Below are 17,987 nucleotides of genomic sequence, written 5' to 3'. Positions count from 1 at the left end.
AATACACAGGCGAGAGGACGTGGATATCTTGATCAAAGAAGGACGTTACACTACAAGACTGGAAGAGGGCTGGAAGTTCCAGCCCGGCCCTGTAACCCGGGGCGAGCAGGAAGGATGGCAGACTTCAGGCTTGCCGTCCCCGGTTACGGTCTCCGTTCCGCATACCTGGAATGTACAGGAGGGCCTCGAGGATTACCGCGGGGCAGGCTGGTATGAACAAATGTTAACAGTCCCTGACGAGTGGAAGGACTGCCGGATACGGCTTTCCTTGGAAGGGGCTTACCGCGATACGGATATCTGGGTTAATGGTGTAGAGGCAGGCAGCCACTACAATTCCGGCTATACCCCATTTGAAGCGGAGCTGACCCCATATATTCATGCGGGAGGCGGGAACCGGCTTGTGATTCGAGTGGACAACAGCAACAGTGACGTGGCGTTGCCCCAGGGCAACAGCTTTGACTGGGCCGATGACGGCGGGCTGATCCGGCCGGTAACGCTTGTCGTCACAGGATTGGCGTCCATTCAGCAGCTCAAGGTGGAACCGCTGGTCATCTTCGCTGACCAAGGCGGACATACGGACGGCAAGCTATCTGCACGCATCAAGCTATGTGAACCATCAGCCGTTGCGCTCAGTGCAGACATTGCCGTCTACCGCAAGGATATCCGCATTTGGCAGGGAACCGAAGAGGTCACTGGCGGAGCGTTGTCCTGGAGCTTCAAAGACATCCTGCTACCGGAGGTTGATTTGTGGCATTTTGACCATCCGGATTTGTATGAGCTTGAGATTGTACTGCGCACTGGGGATCAGGTCCAGGACCGGGTAGTCCGCCCGTTTGGCTTCCGGGAGATTGTCGTGAAGGGACATGAGCTGTGGCTGAACCGTGAACCGGTCCGGCTGATGGGTGTGGAGTGGATGCCTGGCTCGAATCCGGCGACTGGAATGGCCGAGAAGCAGGCAGATCTGATTGCGATGCTTGAGCGGTTGAAGGAAGCGAACTGTGTCATTACACGATTCCACTGGCAGCAGGGAAATGATTTGCTGGACTGGTGTGACCGCAATGGCCTGCTCGTTCAGGAGGAAATTCCGCATTGGCAGCAGCCGGCAGAGCCGGGGAAGGACACCTTCGCGCTCGCCCTGTCTCAAGCCAGGGAGATGATTGGCAGTCATGCGCATCATCCGTGTATCTTTGCCTGGGGGATGGGGAATGAGCTGGATGGCCAGTCTGACGTGACCCTGCGTTATATGGAACAGCTCAAAGCGGAGCTTCTGCAGCTGGACCCGAGCCGGCTGATCAATTATGTAAGCAACAGTGTTCTTTATCAGCCTGACAGGGATGCCACTGGTGCGGGTGATCTGCTCATGTGGAACGAATATATAGGAACGTGGCATGGCGATTTGGATGAGCATAAGGTCATCCGGCAGATTATTGCCGATTATCCTGATAAGCCCATTGTTGTGGCTGAATATGGGCTTTGTGAACCGGTGTTTGAAGGCGGGGACGCCAGAAGAACCCGGCTGCTTATCGAAAAAACAGAAATCTACCGCCAGTATCCCCAGTTCGCGGCGTTAATCTTCTTCAGCCTAAATGATTACCGCACGCAAATGGGTGAAGAGGGTGAAGGGAAGCTGAAGCAGCGGATCCATGGTTCTGTAGACATTTATAACCGGGTGAAGCCGTCGTTTGCTGCCTTGCGTGAGATTTCTTCACCGCTCATGCTGGTAGAGTTACCAGTCTGGCACGACGGAGCGCTTGAGGTAACCCTGACATGCCGGAAGGATATTCCCAGCTATGCCGTGCGGGATTATTATTTAACGGTGTCCTCAGCAGGCGAGGAAGGAACCAGATTAGTCATTCCAGATATGCAGCCGGGAGATCTCCTGACCTTGAACCTCCCTGTGCAACCAGCGCCCGGACAGCAGCAAGTGCTTACCGTGTATCGGCCGAACGGGTACAGTGTCATAGAGCAGCAATTGAACAAAGGAGAGTCAGACCTTTATGAAGAACTACCCGATCAAAGTAAACGATGATAAAAAGAATATATTCTCAGGTCATATTAAGCTTGGCGGCGTGAACCCTTCGGGCGAACGGATCAGCTTTACGAACTATTATATGGAGAAGAACGGGGAGCCGTATTACGGTGTGTGCGGTGAATTCCATTTCTCCCGGTATGATGAAGCCTACTGGGAAGATGAGATTATTAAGATGAAGATGGGTGGCGTTAACATCGTCACGACTTATATTTTCTGGAATTTGCATGAAGAAATCGAAGGCATATATGAATGGGCAGGCAATAAAGACTTGCGCCGGTTCATTCAGCTATGTGATAAGCATGATCTGTACGTCATGATCCGTATCGGCCCTTTCTGTCATGGGGAAATGCGAAACGGCGGGATGCCGGATTGGCTGTTCGGCCGCCCGTTCGAGGTCCGCTCCAATGAAGAAGGGTATCTGGCCTATGTGCGGAGGCTGTATGCGGAAATCGGTTTGCAGGTGCAGGGCTTGCTGTACAAAGAGGGAGGGCCGATTATTGGCACCCAAATCGAGAATGAGCATAATCACTCTTCGGCACACTGGGGCCTGACGACCGGCATCAATAATATGTGGCTGAATGGCGGCAGTGACGGTAACGAACATATGCTGCTGCTGAGAGATCTGGCGATTGAGGCAGGAATCGATACGCCTATTTATACATGTACAGGCTGGGGCGGTGCTACGACACCAGTACCAGATATGCTGCCATTGTGGGGCGGATATGCGTATTGGCCGTGGATTTACTATGAGACGGACCGCTTTGACGGGATTAAGGAGCATCCGGCAACGCCGGAGTATATTTTCCGCGACAAACATAATAACGACCTTCCGAAGAGCTACAATTTCGAGCCCTTCTACCAGCCGGAAGACTATCCGTATGCCTGTTGTGAGATGGGCGGCGGGATGGTTCAGTTCTATAAATACCGGTTCAAGTTTCCGTATAACAGCGTTCCGGCCATGTCTGTCATGAAGACGGCGGAGGGCTGCAATATGCTCGGATACTATATGTACCACGGAGGTAGCAATCCTAAGGGAAAGGTGAATCCGTTCACGAACGATCTGGCGACACCGAAGATTTCCTATGATTTCAATGCGATGATTGGTGAATTCGGACAAGTGCGCGAATCGTACAAGCGGACGAAGCTGCAGCATTATTTGTTCACCGGGTTCCAGAATCAGTTCGCTTTGACCAAGACGATTCTGCCGGGTGACACCTCGGAGAATGATCCGTACGATGTGAGTGAATTACGCTATGCCATCCGTTCACATGAAGGCTCCGGCTTCCTGTTCCTGAATAATTTCCAGGATCATGTGGAGAATCATGATTTGCAGGATATGAACGTCAGCATTGAGCTTCCCGGTGAGACGATTACGATTCCGGCTCAAGGAGAGCTGACGCTGGGCAGCGGGAGCTTTGTAATTATGCCGTATAACTTCGATCTGGCCGGTATCACGCTGAAATATGCAACCGCGCAGCTGATTACGAAGCTGGACGTGGAAGATACTGCGTATTACTTCTTCTTTGTGCCTGAGGGCATGAATGGCAGCTATGCGCTGCAATCGGAAGATGTGGCGGGTATTGAGACCGAAGTCGGTCATACCAGGCAGCTTGATGATCTGACAATCATTGAAGTGGAAGAGCAGACTTCGGGCATCGTGCGTCTTGTGTCTGCTGCAGGCAAGAAAGTTGTCATCTACACTATGACGGATAAGCAAAGCTTAGGGTTCTGGAAAACCGAAGTCCGCGGCAAGCAGCGTGTCCTGTTCACGGACGCGAATCTGTTGGTATCCAGGGACGAGATCAAGCTGGAGCTGACGGACCGGGAGGAAGTCACGCTGAGCGTGTTCCCTGATTTTGAAGCAGGTTTAGGTTCGGTATCGGGCGGAGAGCTGGTGGAAGCATTAAAGGACGGTTTATTCACAACCTACAAACTGCTCGCACCGAAGACAGAAATTGCTTTTACATGGACGAAGGTCAAGGATGAACGGGCGGTTCTTGAATTCGCATCCGGCTCTCTGGATGGTGTCAAAGAAGCCTTGCTGCAAATTGATTATGCCGGAGATATCGGCTATGCCTTCATTGACGGTGATCTCATTAACGATAACTTCTGCAACAATACGACTTGGGAAATCGGACTTAAGCGGTTTGAAGAGCGGCTGGTTGACAAGGGATTGTATCTCTATGTATCACCGATCCGCAAAGGTACTGTCGTGAATAGTAATACGACGATGGCAGGCTGGAATGAGAGCGCTGCTGAGCTGATTGCCGATATTGCTTCCATTCGTGCAGTTCCTGTGTATGAGCTTGTGATTAGAACGGAATAAGACGCGAATCCCCAAATTAGGAGTGATAATAATGAATTCAGTCATTCAAAAGTTACCGCGCAAACTGACCATCACCATGTGGGATTTCTCCTGGTACACGATGACCCTGCCTGGCGAGCCTTACCACGATTTGGCCGCACGCTTCCAGGAAGCAGTGGATAGAGGCTACAATACGGTCCGGATCTGTGCGATGCCGTTCTTATTGTTCACGGCGGAAGGTAAACGGCCGGGCCCGTTACATTTCGGCAGCCTCGGAGAAGTCGGGCAGCGGACACGCTGGTATAATTGCCGGGGCGGTGCCGAGCTGGACGGGCATGCCCACCTGCTGGAGCTGTTCAGGCAGGCCAAGGCACATGGCGTCTACATCATGCTGTCTTCCTGGGAATATCAGCAGAGTCCGAGCTTCCTTGCGTATCCCGCGCTGCGCGACGAACTGGCCGCTATCGCTCCTAGGGAACGCTTTCTGGCAATCGCCAGCTCCATGGATCAGCTCATCCGGTTGGTTAAAGAAGAAGGCTTCGCCAGTCAGATCGTCTATGCCGAGCTGCATAACGAGGTGGAATTCGGACAGCTTACCGCTGTCGGCGTGGAGCAGGGGATCGGAGAGACGGATACGCCTAAGCTGGTAAAAGCGATGCAGCCTTACATAGAAGAAGCGGTGGATTATCTCCGGGCGCAGCATCCCGACATCCTGATAACGGCCAGCTATACGCTGAATGAAGCCTATCCGAAGGCTTATGCGGCCCGCAATATGCAGGTCGCCCATTATCATCTCTATATTAAAGGCGTATTAAATGAACTCATGGATGCAGCTGGACTAAATGATGAACAAATGTCATTTCCTAACGCTTTTGTCCGGTCTTTATTAAGAGAGGATGCACCTCCCTTTGAGAAGTGGACACTGCCGGCAGGGCAGGAATGGCGGATGGAGGGCAATCCGGTCGGGATGAAGCTCATCTACCTGCATGATTGGGCCGATCCGGACCGGTGGGACCTCTATTTATATGACCGTTACGGTGCCCATAAGCTGGCTATGCTGCAAAAGGCGGATATGCGCCTGGAAGAAGCCCATGAGTGGGCCTCGCATTCCGGCATACCGGTCGTTATAGGTGAAGGTTATGTCGGTTATACCCCGCTGCATGCAGGTTTCGAGGAAGGACCAGTCGGCAAATTCATTGCCGAGTATTCGCTGCGCAAAGGTATGGCGCTGGGCTTCTGGGGAATGACGTTATGCTCCAACTGTGCACCGCATCATCCATTCTGGAACGACATCGCCTGGCAGCAGAAGTGGAACCGTTTCATTCTTGAGGCGGAATAGCTGCTGCATATGGGCAGCCCTGCCTTGCTTGCTACGGTATTGCAATCTTACGGACAGCCTGTCACTGGCAGGGCAATTTGCCCCATGGTATATTGAGTGTACTAAACAACGGTTCGTTCCAGTATGGGTAACAGGAGGGAGACTAGATGTTGGAGCATTCCTGCCGGAGGTCAGCTGACCTTCCTTACTCTATATATCTGAAGCGCGTTTATGAGCCGGCGGCTCCGGAGGACGGGTACCGGATACTGGTGGACAGGCTATGGCCGCGGGGAATTGCGAAGCAGCAGGCTGCCATAGACGAGTGGATGAAGGAGCTTGCTCCAAGCCCCGGGCTGCGCCAATGGTTCGGCCATATACCAGAGCGGTTTGCGGCATTCAGTGACAGCTATATCCGGGAGCTGGAGGAAGATCCGGCGCGGGGAAGACTTGCTGCGGAGATCGCAGAATTGGCGCTGGCGCAGGACGTTACATTGGTATATGCCGCGAAGGACCCTATACACAATCATGCGCAGGTACTATATAAATGGCTGCTTTCCCGTCAATAAGCACACGGACCGCCCCGAATCGTAATGATTTGGAAGGCGGTCCGTGTGCTTTTTGGTATACCGGGTTCATGGGCTGCGTACTTAGACCCGCAATCTATCTGCTGCTCAATTGAAGTGCCGGTCCGAAGAACTCGTAATGAATCTGTGATTCTTCCATTCCGAGCTTGCGTAATTCTCCGATCATCGCTTCCATAAAAGGTACAGGTCCGCAAACATACGCATCGCCGGTAATGTCCACATAACTCTTCAGAATCTCACCTGTAATGACGCCGTCCGGACCGCTGGAGTAGAAGAATCTGGTCTTGACGCTGCTCATGGCAGCCGCATGTCTGTCGATATCCCGGCGGAAGGCGGCAAGCGCCTCGTTCCGCGCGGAATGGAGGAATACCGCCGGCCGGTCCGGTGTTACTGCGGCAACAGCCTCGAACATGCTCATCATGGGGGTAATACCTACGCCGCCGGAGATGAACGCTACAGGTGTGGTTTTGGTAACATCGAGCAGAAATTCGCCTGCCGGAGCGCTGACTTCAACAATGTCTCCTTCGTTCACCTGGTTATGAAGATAGACGGAAACCACACCATTCGGATCATTCGTCTCTTCACGTTTCACGGAGATGCGGAATTCATCTGCCCGGGGAGCCTGCGACAGGCTGTATTGGCGGATCATGGTGTATTGCTCTCCGGGAATCAGCACACGGATAGAGATGTACTGGCCCGGCTTGTAATCCGGTACGCCTAAGCCGTCCGCCGGCTTCAGATAGAACGATGTAATACTGCCGCTTTCCTGAACTTTACGCACAACGGTAAAAGGCTTGAAGAAATTCCAGCCATTGTCCTGTTCGCGCGCTTCCTTATACATGCTGTCTTCGACGCCGATAAAAGCGCCTGCAATAACTCCGTATGCTTCTTCCCAGGCTGTAAGAATCTCATCCGTTGCTGCCTCGCCCAGCACTTCCTTGATCGCCTTCAGCAGAAATTCCCCGACAATCGGATAATGCTCCGGCTTGATGCCGAGACTGACATGCTTGTGTGCAATCTGCACTACTGCCGGCAGAATATTCTCAAGATTATCTATGTGGACTGCCGCTGCGTAGACCGCATTGGCCAGTGCCGCCTGCTGGCGGCCTTGCGCCTGGTTGGCATGGTTAAATACATTCAGCAGTTCCGGGTGGGCTTCGAACAGATTCCGGTAAAACACCGTTGTAATAGTGGTGCCGTGTTCCGCCAGGACTGGCGCTGTGGATTTGACAATGTCACGGGTTTGTTGTGATAAAATAACGGTCATCCCCTCTCCATAAAGTACAAAATTAATATATACGCTTTTTAAGATAAAAGATATATTTAAAATACCACTTTAACAAAATAGACAAAAAATATGATATCATCTGTAAATAATATCACTTACATAAGGCGGAATTCGCGTTCTCTTTCTTCGCTTGTTGGCTGTATGTGTCCGTTGGACAAGCTGGGGTGTTATGGGCGTGGTATAGTTGGGTAGGGGGTAAGGCTGGTTTCGACGGGAGGGCGTAACAGGTGGATTTTCTCCACTTGCTGATCTACAGAAGAGTCCTGGCGGGCCAGCAGATGGATAAACAGCACTTAAATGATCACAATTCTTCCAAAGAGGCCAAACCGGCGTTATATAGATGCTGTTTTTCCACTTGCTTTCGTATAATCGGCAGAAATCGAGAAATTAAACTACCTTTTTCCACTTGCTTGTTTTGTTGCCGAGGGGACTTGCTAAACTTCCCTCTTGCTTGGACGTTGTATCTGTCCGTGTGACATCGAATTTCCTTGTAAAAGGCCGGCAAAGCCTGTTCTGCTTGATGGAAGCCGCTGTTCGCGGCAGAAATGCGTTGACTGCATTGCATTTGTAAACAGAATGGAGAGAAGAGATGAGGCTGACGTTATATACCGACTACTCCTTGCGAATCCTCATGTATCTCGGAGCGAAGCAGCGGGAAGAGCTGACAACTATACAGGATATCTCCAGCGCATATGGCATCTCCAAGAATCATCTGATGAAGGTCTCGCATGAACTAGGCAAGGCGGGCTATATTGAAACGGTCAGAGGGCGCGGGGGAGGGATTAGGCTTGCGCTTGCGCCGGAGAAGATCAATATCGGGGAGGTCGTACGCCGGATGGAGGATGATTTCTATCTCGTCGAATGCTTCCATCCTTCAGGCGGCAGTTGTCCGATCTCCCCGGTGTGCGGACTCAAAGGCGTGCTGGGCAGAGCCCTGCAAGCTTATCTGCAGGTACTGGGCGAGTATACGCTTGAGGACCTGTTGATGAATAGAGATGATCTGCGTGCCATTCTGCAGGAGAGCAGCAGCCGTGCTACTCCCCGAACAGAAGACGTTCCTCATCCCGGCTATGAACCGCGTTCACTACCAGCAGCGCATGGAACTGGTGAAGCACACAGGGAGTGAGCCCTTCTTCTGCCAGCATTACTTTGACATCCTGAACTATAATCCGCAGTAAGTCATGATCACGTGCAAGCCGGAGAACTGCGTCTTGCAGGCCGGGATTCTTCCCGGCCATCTCCTGATAGAATCCGTCTTCCTCCGCATCGGCGTGGCTGATAATCCGCGTCTCCCAGTACTCGATTAAATGCTCGGCGGCCTGGTGCGCCACTTCGAATTCCTTCGCTTCCAGCAGTTCCTCCATTTCTTCCGTCTTGGCTATAGCGCCGGAGAGCCCGCCCTGATGAATAGCATGGTGAGCGTGCAATTGGCGCAGTGAGGGTCCTGGCATGTTGCTTCATCCTCCCGTTTTTGTGTCAGTATAACACAGAGCTTTGTAGTGTAATTCCCGCTAAGGCATTCCCCGGACAAGAAAGAGGGAAGTCCCTAACAGGCCCCTTGACGGGTACAATAAACGGCCAGAATAAAGCTTTTCTCCTCAGCGGGAAAGGCTTATTTGCATTGGATTCAGATCAAGGGAATTCCCGAGGTTCAATAGGTGTTTCCCTAATGGGAAGCCGGGCCGGGGAGATCCATAATGGACTTAACTGAATAGAGATTTTGAAGGGAGTGTTCCTGAGCGATGAAGAAGAAATTCGGCCTTAACTTTTTTAAACCGGTGGAGAGCTATTCCGGGAACTGGTCCATTCTTGAAGAGAAAAACAGGGATTGGGAGAATATGTACCGCCAGCGCTGGTCTCACGATAAAGTAGTGCGCACCACTCACGGAGTCAACTGTACAGGCTCCTGCAGCTGGAAGGTGTTCGTGAAGAACGGAATCATCACCTGGGAGAACCAGCAGATTGATTATCCCTCCTGCGGGCCGGACATGCCGGAGTTTGAGCCGCGCGGCTGCCCCCGCGGAGCTACCTTCTCCTGGTACGAATACAGCCCGCTGCGCGTGAAATACCCGTATATCAGAGGGAAGCTGTGGCGGCTGTGGCAGACGGCGCTGCAGGAGCATGACAATTATGTAGACGCCTGGGCCAGCATTGTTGAAGACCCTGAGAAGGCAAGCCAGTACAAGAAAGCGCGCGGGAAAGGCGGCCATATCCGTGTAGCCTGGGATGACGCGCTGCGGCTGATCTCCGCACAGCTGATCTATACGATCCGTAAATACGGCCCCGACCGGATCGCCGGCTTCACCCCGATTCCGGCTATGTCGATGGTCAGCTACGCCTCGGGGGCGCGGTTCATCTCCCTCCTCGGCGGTCAAATGCTGAGCTTCTATGACTGGTATGCCGATCTTCCTCCGGCTTCGCCGCAGATCTGGGGGGAGCAGACGGATGTGCCGGAATCTTCGGACTGGTACAATGCCGGTTACCTGATGATGTGGGGCTCTAATGTACCGCTAACCCGGACGCCGGATGCCCACTTTATGACGGAAGTACGCTATAAGGGAACCAAAGTCGTGTCGGTCGCGCCGGATCTCGCCGAGAACGTCAAATTCGCCGACAACTGGCTGGCTCCGAATCCAGGCTCGGACGCGGCGCTTGCCCAGGCCATGACGCATGTCATCCTGCAGGAGTTCTACCAGGAACGCCAGGAGCCGATGTTCCTGAATTATGCGAAGCAATATACAGATATGCCGTTCCTGATTCTGCTTGACCCTCATGAGGATGCCCTGAAGGGCGGACGTTTCCTGCGGGCGAGTGATCTTGGAGATACCTCTCCGCATTCGGACTGGAAGCCGGTCATCTTCGACGAAGCAGCGGGTGAGATGATGGTTCCGAACGGAACCATGGGGCAGCGCTGGGAGGAGGGCAAGAAATGGAACCTGATTCTCGAGCGGGAGGACGGCCGTAAAGTGCAGCCCGCGCTGACTATCGCAGGGCACGGGGAAGAGTGGACGGAAATCGTGTTCCCGTTCTTCGATAATGCGGGCAACGGCACGTTCAGACGGATGATTCCGGCCCGGACCATACGGCTCGCCGACGGCACAGAACGTTATGCCGCCACAGTCTATGATCTGATGATGAGCCAGTATGGCGTCGCGCGCAGAGAGAGTCCGCTGAATGCCAAGGGGTATGAGGACGAATCCTCTCCGTACACCCCGGCCTGGCAAGAGAAGATTACGACGGTGAAGGCGAGTGTCGTCGTGCAGATTGCCCGCGAATTCGCCCAGAATTCGCTGGATACGGGCGGGCGCTCCATGATCATCATGGGCGCAGGGATCAACCACTGGTTCAACAGTGATACCATCTACCGTTCTATTCTGAATCTGGTGGTGCTGACCGCCTCCCAGGGTGTTAACGGCGGCGGCTGGGCGCATTATGTCGGCCAGGAGAAATGCCGCCCGATTGAAGGCTGGTCAACGGTTGCCTTTGCCAAGGACTGGCAGGGTCCGGCACGCCAGCAGAACGCGACATCCTTCTTCTACTTTGCCACAGAGCAATGGCGTTATGAGGAGAGCGGCACTGATTCGCTGAAATCACCGACGGGCGGGGAGGTAGCTTACCAGCATCCGGCGGACTATAACGTGCTGGCTGCACGTCTTGGCTGGCTGCCTTCCTTCCCGCAATTTAACAAGAACAGCCTGCTGTTCGCCGAGGAGGCTGCGCAGCAGGGCAAGAAGTCGAACAGTGAGATTATCAGCCACACCGTGGAAGAGATCACCTCGCGGAAGACACGGTTTGCCGTGGAAGATCCCGGTGCACCTGAGAACTTCCCCCGCTCCCTGTTCATCTGGCGCTCGAACCTGATCTCCAGCTCTGCCAAAGGGCAGGAATACTTCATGAAGCATCTGCTTGGGGCCTCCGATGGTCTCCTGGCCGAGCCGAATGAAGAGCAGAAGCCGGAGGAGATTGTCTGGCGCGGGGATGTGGAAGGTAAGCTGGATCTGATGGTAGCCCTGGATTTCCGGATGACCACCACACCGCTCTATGCGGATGTCGTGCTGCCGGCCGCAACGTGGTATGAGAAGACTGACCTGTCGTCCACCGACATGCATCCGTTTGTGCATCCGTTCAATCCGGCCGTGAATCCGCTATGGGAATCCCGTTCCGACTGGGATATCTACCGCCAATTGTCAGAGGTATTCTCCGAGATGGCGAAGTCGCAGCTGCCCGGCGTCTATAAGGATGTTGTGATGTCACCGCTGGGCCATGACTCCATCAGCGAAATTTCGCAGCCGATGGGTCTGGTCAAGGATTGGACCAAGGGCGAAGTACCGGCCATCCCGGGTACAACCATGCCGAACTTCACGATTGTGGAGCGGGATTACACCCGGATTCATGACAAATACACTTCACTTGGACCGAATCTGGCAACCGGCAAAGCAGGCGCGCACGGCATCAGCTTCTCTGTCGCTGAAGAATACGAGGAGCTCAAGAAGATCAGCGGCGTGCATTACGATGAATCGATTAAGAACGGACTGCCGAAGCTGCTAACCGCCCGTCAGGCCGCAGATACCATTCTTCATCTGTCATCAGCCACCAACGGCCGCGTCTCCCAGAAGGCTTATGCTGCAGCGGAGAAGGATTCAGGTGTAGAGCTGAGGGATATCTCGGCAGACCGGGCGGCCGAGAAAATTACGTTCCAGAGCATTACCGCACAGCCGCGCGAAGTGATTCCGACCCCGGTATTCAGCGGCTCGAACAAGCAGGGACGGCGTTATTCCCCGTTCACCACGAATATTGAACGTCTCGTTCCGTTCCGGACCCTGACGGGAAGACAGCATTTCTACATTGACCATGAGATCTTCCAGCAGTTCGGCGAAGCGCTGCCGGTCTACAAGCCGACGCTGCCTCCGATGGTCTTCGGCCCGCGTGACAAGGCAGTGAAGGGCGGAACCGATGCGCTGGTTCTGAGATATCTGACACCGCACGGGAAATGGAATATCCATTCAACCTATCAGGATAACCAGCACATGCTGACATTGTTCCGGGGCGGTCCAACGGTGTGGATCAATAATGAGGATGCTGCGGCCCATCAGATTGCCGATAATGACTGGCTCGAGGTCTATAACCGCAACGGTGTCGTAACGGCACGCGCGGTAGTCAGCCACCGGATGCCGAGAGGTACCATGTTCATGTACCACGCCCAGGACAAGCACATTCAGGTGCCGGGTTCTGAAATTACGGATACGCGCGGCGGAAGCCACAATGCGCCTACCCGGATTCATCTGAAGCCTACCCAGATGGTCGGCGGATATGCACAGCTCAGCTACGGCTTCAACTACTATGGTCCGATCGGCAACCAGCGTGATGTCTACGTAGCCGTCCGCAAAATGAAGGAGGTCAACTGGCTTGAAAATTAAAGCGCAAGTGGCAATGGTAATGAACCTGGATAAATGCATCGGCTGCCACACCTGCAGCGTGACCTGCAAGACGACCTGGACGAACCGCAAGGGTGCGGAATATATGTGGTTCAATAACGTGGAAACGAAGCCCGGTATCGGTTATCCGAAACGCTGGGAGGACCAGGAGCTCTACAAGGGCGGCTGGCAGCTGCGCAAGGGGAAGCTGGAGCTGAAATCCGGCAATAAGCTGTCCAAGATCGCACTCGGCAAAATCTTCTACAACCCCGACATGCCGGAGATGAAGGATTATTATGAGCCGTGGACGTACAACTATGAGCATCTGACGAATTCGGGGGAACAAAAGCATTCCCCGGTGGCGCGGGCCCATTCCGCTGTAACCGGCGAGAAGATGGATCTGGAATGGGGACCGAACTGGGAGGATGATCTGGCGGGAGCCCATGTAACCGGCCCGCTGGACCCGAATATCCAGAAGATCGAAGAAGAAATCAAATTCAACTTCGAGAAATCGTTCATGATCTATCTGCCGCGTCTCTGTGAGCACTGCCTGAATCCAAGCTGTGTCGCCTCCTGTCCTTCCGGTGCGATGTACAAGCGGGATGAGGACGGCATTGTCCTCGTGGATCAGGAAGCCTGCCGCGGCTGGAGATACTGCATGACCGGCTGTCCGTATAAGAAAGTGTACTTCAACTGGCAGACCAATAAAGCAGAGAAATGCACCTTCTGCTTCCCGCGTGTGGAAGCGGGGCTGCCCACGGTATGCTCCGAGACCTGTACCGGCCGGATCCGTTACCTCGGGGTGCTGCTGTATGACGCCGACAAGGTTCTTGAGGCGGCATCCACGCCGGACGAGAAGGATTTATACAAGGCGCAATGTGATCTGTTCCTGAACCCGCATGATCCGGAGATTATGGCGCAGGCGAGAAAAGACGGCATCTCCGAGGATTGGCTGGAAGCCGCCCAGAACTCGCCGGTCTATAAGCTGGCGATTGAGCACAAGCTGGCCTTCCCGCTTCACCCGGAATACCGCACACTGCCTATGGTGTGGTATGTACCGCCGCTTAGCCCGATTATGAATTATTTCGAAGGCAAGGATTCGCTGAAGAATCCCGATATGATCTTCCCGGCCATCGAGGAGATGCGCACACCGATCCAGTATCTGGCGAACATGCTGACGGCCGGCGACACGGAAACGGTCAAAGAAGCCCTGCAGCGGATGGCGATGATGCGCTCCTATATGCGCGCCCAGTCCACCGGCCGGGAATTCGATCTTACCCGTCTGGACCGTGTTGGCATGACCGCACAGCAGACAGAGGAAATGTACCGGCTGCTTGCGATTGCCAAATATGAAGACCGTTTCGTCATCCCGACCTCCCACAAGGAGCAGCACATGAATCCTTACCGTGCCCAAGGCTCGGCAGGTTACGGCAGCGGGATGGGAGACATGGGCTCCGGCTCCGGCTCCGGCTGTGACGGGTGCGGACCGGCCAGCCCTTCCGGCGACACCATGAAGACCGGCAAGGAAATGTATGAAGAGAATTTCTACGGGGGGATTTGGCGTGATTGATCTGATCAAACTGCATGATTACAAGGAATCCTTCGGTTATTTCGCCCTGCAGCTGATGTATCCGGAGAAGCTGGACTTTCATCCGGCTTTTCTGGAAGAGGCGTTTGACAGCACTCATCCGGGTTATGCCCACGTGCATGCCTATTGGAAGCAAATGCAGAGCTTCAGCCTGGATGAGATTCAGGAGAGCTATGCGGCCACCTTTGATTTTCAGAAGGACTGCGCGCTGTATATGACCTATTTCAAATTCGAGGAGGCCAAGGAACGGGGGCAGATGCTCGCCAAGCTGAAGCTTCTGTACGAAATGTTCGGCCTTGCCATGCCGGAGGGGGAGCTGCCTGATTATTTACCGCTGATGTGTGAATTTATATATGCCGCGCAGTGGCTGGAGGTCCCGGGAGCGCCGGAGAATTTCCGGATGCTGATGGCGATTCTTGAGGACGGCACCTACCATCTGCTCAAGGCGCTGGAGCGGAATGAAAGTCCCTATTACCATCTGGTTAAGGGGTTGCGCGAAACCTTCAAAGCTTGTGTTGAACAGGAGGCCCTGAGTCAATGAATATGTCAGGTCAGTTTTTATGGGTCATTTTCCCCTATATGTGTCTGGTGGTCTTTATCGGCGGCCATATCTTCCGTTACCGTAAGGATCAATTCAACTGGACAGCCAAATCGAGTGAATTTATTGAAAAGAAACAGCTGAAATTCGGCAGCATTCTGTTCCATCTCGGCATTATGCCGGTTATTCTGGGCCATATCGGCGGGCTCGCTGTCCCGAAATCTTGGCTGGAGGCCGTCGGTGTGAGTGATCATCTCTACCACATCGGCGCGGTATATATCGGGGGAATCTTCGGCGCAGCTACCCTGCTCGGGATGCTGATCCTGACCTCGCGGCGCTTTACGCTGAAGAACGTCCGCCGGCTCAGCAGCGCATCGGACCTGATCGTCAACTCCCTCCTCCTGTTCATCGTGTTTATGGGGATGTACTCCACGATTGTAACGAATGCCGTACAGCCTGAGTTTGATTACCGTGATACGATTTCTGTCTGGTTCCGCGGTTTATTCATGTTCCGGCCGGACCCGTCGCTGATGGGTGAGGTGCCGTTTTCCTTCAAGCTTCACATTCTGTCAGGGTTTGCGATCTTTGCCTTTTGGCCGTTCACCCGGCTCGTCCATGTATGGAGTGTTCCGTTGAATTATGTAGGCAGAAGTTATATCCTATACAGAAGAAATAAATCGAATTAACGGAAAGAGCCGGGTGAATTTCTTTCCCTGTTCAAATGAGGAGAGAAACGATGAACAATAAGGTGGATTACCAAATCGAGCTTGACCGGATGCGCATAGCTTTGGGATATGACTTCATGTCGCTGGCTTTCGCTGAACCGGCGGAATATGACTATGTCATCCGGTGGAAATACGCCTCAGGGAACACAACGGACCGTTACAAACGGATTGTTCTTCAATCAGGCAGAGGGATTGCCGGCATCGTGTTCAAGACCGGCAAGCCTTTCTTAATCCCGTCTGTGCAGACAGATGTGCAGCCGGATACCTTGTTTAACTATCCCATTACCAAGATGGAGAATCTGAGCAGCATCGGGGCTGTGCCGGTGTGGAATGATGCCCGTGTCGCAGGCGTGCTTCTTGGCGGTTTCAGGGGCGAACGGCAGGTAACCCCTGACATGCTGGGGGACCTGGACAGGGCAGCGCGTAAGGGGATTGGAGACTTGAACGGAAAGGAATTGTTGCTCAGTTGATGACACCCGGAACGGATCTGCAGAGTCTGCTCATGACGAAGCTGTTTGAGAACAGCTCGGAGGCGATGTTCTTTTTTGACCGGCAAGGGAAAGCCCTGGCCATGAATCCGGCTGCCGAGAACATCGTGGACAAGGATATTCTGAAGCAGCTGTATCAGGGGAATCCTGAGGCGCTTTGCGGGATCTGCCGGGGATACACGAGTGAGACGGAGCTCCGTACCTGCCTCAATTGTTATTTTCATACACCGGACTCCGAGGAGTTCACCTCATACCAGGTATATCTGGAGACGAAGGATAAGGGGGTTGTCCCTTATGCCGCCACCTTTCACACCATAGATGACGAGAAGGGCATCAGAGTATTTATGCTTAGGGATCTGACCAGACAGTTCAAGACGCAAGAGAAGTTCTACCAGAACAAAATGATGAAGCATATCATTGAGGCGCAGGAGAATGAACGCAAGCGGATCTCCCGGGAGCTGCATGACAGCGTGGCCCAGGAGCTGATGAGTGCCGTGATTGATCTGCGTGTGCTGAAATATATGACAGCGGATGAGCAGCTGCTGAAGAAGATGAAGCAGACCGAGGTCTCCATGACCAGGCTTCTGAATGATATCCGCAACCTTTCGGTAGAGCTTAGGCCGGCGGCCCTGGATGATTTCGGCCTGGAGGCCGCATTCCGGTCACACTTCAAGCGGGTGGAGCAAACCTATGGCCTTGTGATTGATTATGAGTCCCGGCTCTCCGAGAAACGGTATGGGAGTGAGATCGAAACCGTCATGTACCGTGTGTGCCAGGAAGCAGTGCTGAACGCCCTGAAGTATGCGCAGGTTGACAGTGTTAAAGTTTCCCTTACCGAAAAGGACGGCGTACTGCTGCTTCGGGTAGAGGATAAGGGAACCGGCTTTAATCAGGGTGACGAGCCGGATGGAACCGGACTTGGCCTGTTTGGCATGCAGGAGCGGGCGGAGCTGGTGGGCGGCACCTTCAGCGTAGATTCAGAGATAGGCAGGGGTACGGTGATTATTTTACAGGTGCCTGTATGATTTGCGCGAGGAAAGGAATGAGCTTCTGATGAAGATCGTCATTGCAGACGACCATGCGATCGTACGCAGCGGATTCTCCATGATTCTCAATTTTCAGAATGACATTGAAGTGATCGGGGCGGCGGCAGACGGCAGGGAAGCTTACACCATGGTAGCCAAATTCCGGCCGGACATTCTGATTATGGATTTAAGTATGCCTCCGGGTGAGAGCGGGCTGACTGCTACCGGCAAGATTAAAGAGGATTACCCCGATACCAAAATCCTGATTCTGACGATGCATGACGATGATGAATACCTCTTCCATGTGCTGAAGAACGGGGCCTCCGGTTATGTGCTCAAGAGTGCGCCGGACGAGGAGCTGCTGCTGGCCATACGGACCATTTATGAAGGCGGTACCTATATTCATCCCAAGATGGCAACCTCGCTGGTCCGTGAGTTCATCAAGCAGGATAAAACGGCAGGCACAGAGGATCTGTTCGAGCTGTTATCCAAGCGGGAGCTCGAGATCCTGCCGCTCATTGCCAAGGGATACGGGAACAAGGAAATCGCCGAGAAGCTGTTCATTTCAGTGAAAACAGTGGAGGCCCACAAGGCAAAAATTATGGAGAAATTAAACCTTAAGAGCCGACCGGAGCTGGTCGAGTATGCTTTGAGGAAAAAAATGCTGGATTTCTGACCGGCG

Annotated in this window: 14 protein-coding genes; 12 read left to right on the top strand and 2 right to left on the bottom strand. The window is 53.5% G+C overall.

Going from position 1 to position 17,987, the window contains the following annotated elements; genetic code table 11:
* The first annotated feature begins 28 nt into the window (after nt 1-28).
* The 4 genes from NSQ73_RS24485 to NSQ73_RS24470 all read left to right on the top strand — a co-directional run bounded on the left by NSQ73_RS24485 (nt 29) and on the right by NSQ73_RS24470 (nt 6,221).
* On the top strand, nt 29-2,029 hold the full coding sequence (locus NSQ73_RS24485; RefSeq protein ID WP_340988514.1) for a glycoside hydrolase family 2 protein: 2,001 nt from the start codon (nt 29-31) through the stop codon (nt 2,027-2,029).
* On the top strand, nt 1,998-4,358 hold the full coding sequence (locus NSQ73_RS24480; protein ID WP_340988513.1) for a beta-galactosidase: 2,361 nt from the start codon (nt 1,998-2,000) through the stop codon (nt 4,356-4,358). The genes NSQ73_RS24485 and NSQ73_RS24480 overlap by 32 nt, the downstream gene beginning before the upstream one ends.
* A 31-nt stretch (nt 4,359-4,389) precedes the next feature.
* On the top strand, nt 4,390-5,676 hold the full coding sequence (locus tag NSQ73_RS24475) for a cellulase-like family protein (protein WP_340988512.1): 1,287 nt from the start codon (nt 4,390-4,392) through the stop codon (nt 5,674-5,676).
* Between the two features lie 146 nt (nt 5,677-5,822).
* A complete protein-coding gene (locus NSQ73_RS24470; protein WP_340988511.1) occupies nt 5,823-6,221 on the top strand; it encodes a DUF488 domain-containing protein in 399 nt (132 codons plus the stop codon).
* 94 nt (nt 6,222-6,315) lie between these two features.
* Here the strand turns inward: NSQ73_RS24470 and hmpA are convergent, their stop codons facing one another.
* Entirely contained in the window at nt 6,316-7,497 is a 1,182-nt protein-coding gene (hmpA, locus tag NSQ73_RS24465) for an NO-inducible flavohemoprotein (protein ID WP_340989395.1), read from the bottom strand.
* A 619-nt stretch (nt 7,498-8,116) separates the two neighbouring features.
* On the opposite strand from hmpA, the gene NSQ73_RS24460 reads away from it, so the two are divergent.
* Complete coding sequence (locus tag NSQ73_RS24460; protein WP_340988510.1) at nt 8,117-8,653, top strand: RrF2 family transcriptional regulator; 537 nt, start codon at nt 8,117-8,119, stop codon at nt 8,651-8,653.
* Here NSQ73_RS24460 and NSQ73_RS24455 read toward each other — a convergent pair.
* Nucleotides 8,562-8,978 (bottom strand): hemerythrin domain-containing protein, encoded by a 417-nt coding sequence (locus tag NSQ73_RS24455; protein WP_340988509.1) that lies wholly within the window; start codon nt 8,976-8,978, stop codon nt 8,562-8,564. The two genes, NSQ73_RS24460 and NSQ73_RS24455, sit on opposite strands and share 92 nt — an antisense overlap.
* Before the next feature lie 291 nt (nt 8,979-9,269).
* Between NSQ73_RS24455 and NSQ73_RS24450 the strand changes: the two genes are divergently transcribed.
* From NSQ73_RS24450 to NSQ73_RS24420, 7 genes are read left to right on the top strand one after another with little or no spacing between them, the layout of a single operon-like run.
* The gene (locus NSQ73_RS24450) at nt 9,270-12,944 is read left to right on the top strand and encodes a nitrate reductase subunit alpha (RefSeq protein ID WP_340988508.1); all 3,675 of its coding nucleotides are present in this window, start codon (nt 9,270-9,272) and stop codon (nt 12,942-12,944) included.
* On the top strand, nt 12,934-14,511 hold the full coding sequence (narH, locus tag NSQ73_RS24445) for a nitrate reductase subunit beta (RefSeq protein ID WP_340988507.1): 1,578 nt from the start codon (nt 12,934-12,936) through the stop codon (nt 14,509-14,511). The genes NSQ73_RS24450 and narH overlap by 11 nt, the downstream gene beginning before the upstream one ends.
* Nucleotides 14,504-15,070 carry a nitrate reductase molybdenum cofactor assembly chaperone gene (gene narJ, locus NSQ73_RS24440; protein WP_039308160.1) on the top strand — a complete coding sequence of 189 codons (567 nt, stop codon included), beginning with the start codon at nt 14,504-14,506 and terminating at the stop codon, nt 15,068-15,070. Before narH ends, narJ begins: the two co-directional genes overlap by 8 nt.
* Nucleotides 15,067-15,753, top strand: coding sequence for a respiratory nitrate reductase subunit gamma (gene narI, locus NSQ73_RS24435; protein ID WP_042134707.1), 687 nt, complete (start codon nt 15,067-15,069; stop codon nt 15,751-15,753). The genes narJ and narI overlap by 4 nt, the downstream gene beginning before the upstream one ends.
* 50 nt (nt 15,754-15,803) lie before the next feature.
* On the top strand, nt 15,804-16,262 hold the full coding sequence (locus NSQ73_RS24430; RefSeq protein ID WP_336102142.1) for a GAF domain-containing protein: 459 nt from the start codon (nt 15,804-15,806) through the stop codon (nt 16,260-16,262).
* Entirely contained in the window at nt 16,262-17,305 is a 1,044-nt protein-coding gene (locus NSQ73_RS24425; RefSeq protein WP_340989393.1) for a sensor histidine kinase, read from the top strand. Before NSQ73_RS24430 ends, NSQ73_RS24425 begins: the two co-directional genes overlap by 1 nt.
* A gap of 28 nt (nt 17,306-17,333) precedes the next feature.
* Nucleotides 17,334-17,981 carry a response regulator transcription factor gene (locus NSQ73_RS24420; protein ID WP_039308190.1) on the top strand — a complete coding sequence of 216 codons (648 nt, stop codon included), beginning with the start codon at nt 17,334-17,336 and terminating at the stop codon, nt 17,979-17,981.
* Nucleotides 17,982-17,987: the final 6 nt, after the last annotated feature.

The sequence above is a fragment of the Paenibacillus sp. FSL R10-2736 genome (genome assembly GCF_038000245.1).
GTDB lineage: Bacteria > Bacillota > Bacilli > Paenibacillales > Paenibacillaceae > Paenibacillus_AQ > Paenibacillus_AQ phytohabitans.
The sequence above is the reverse complement of the archived record's forward strand: the minus strand, read 5'-3'. Positions and strand labels throughout refer to the sequence as shown.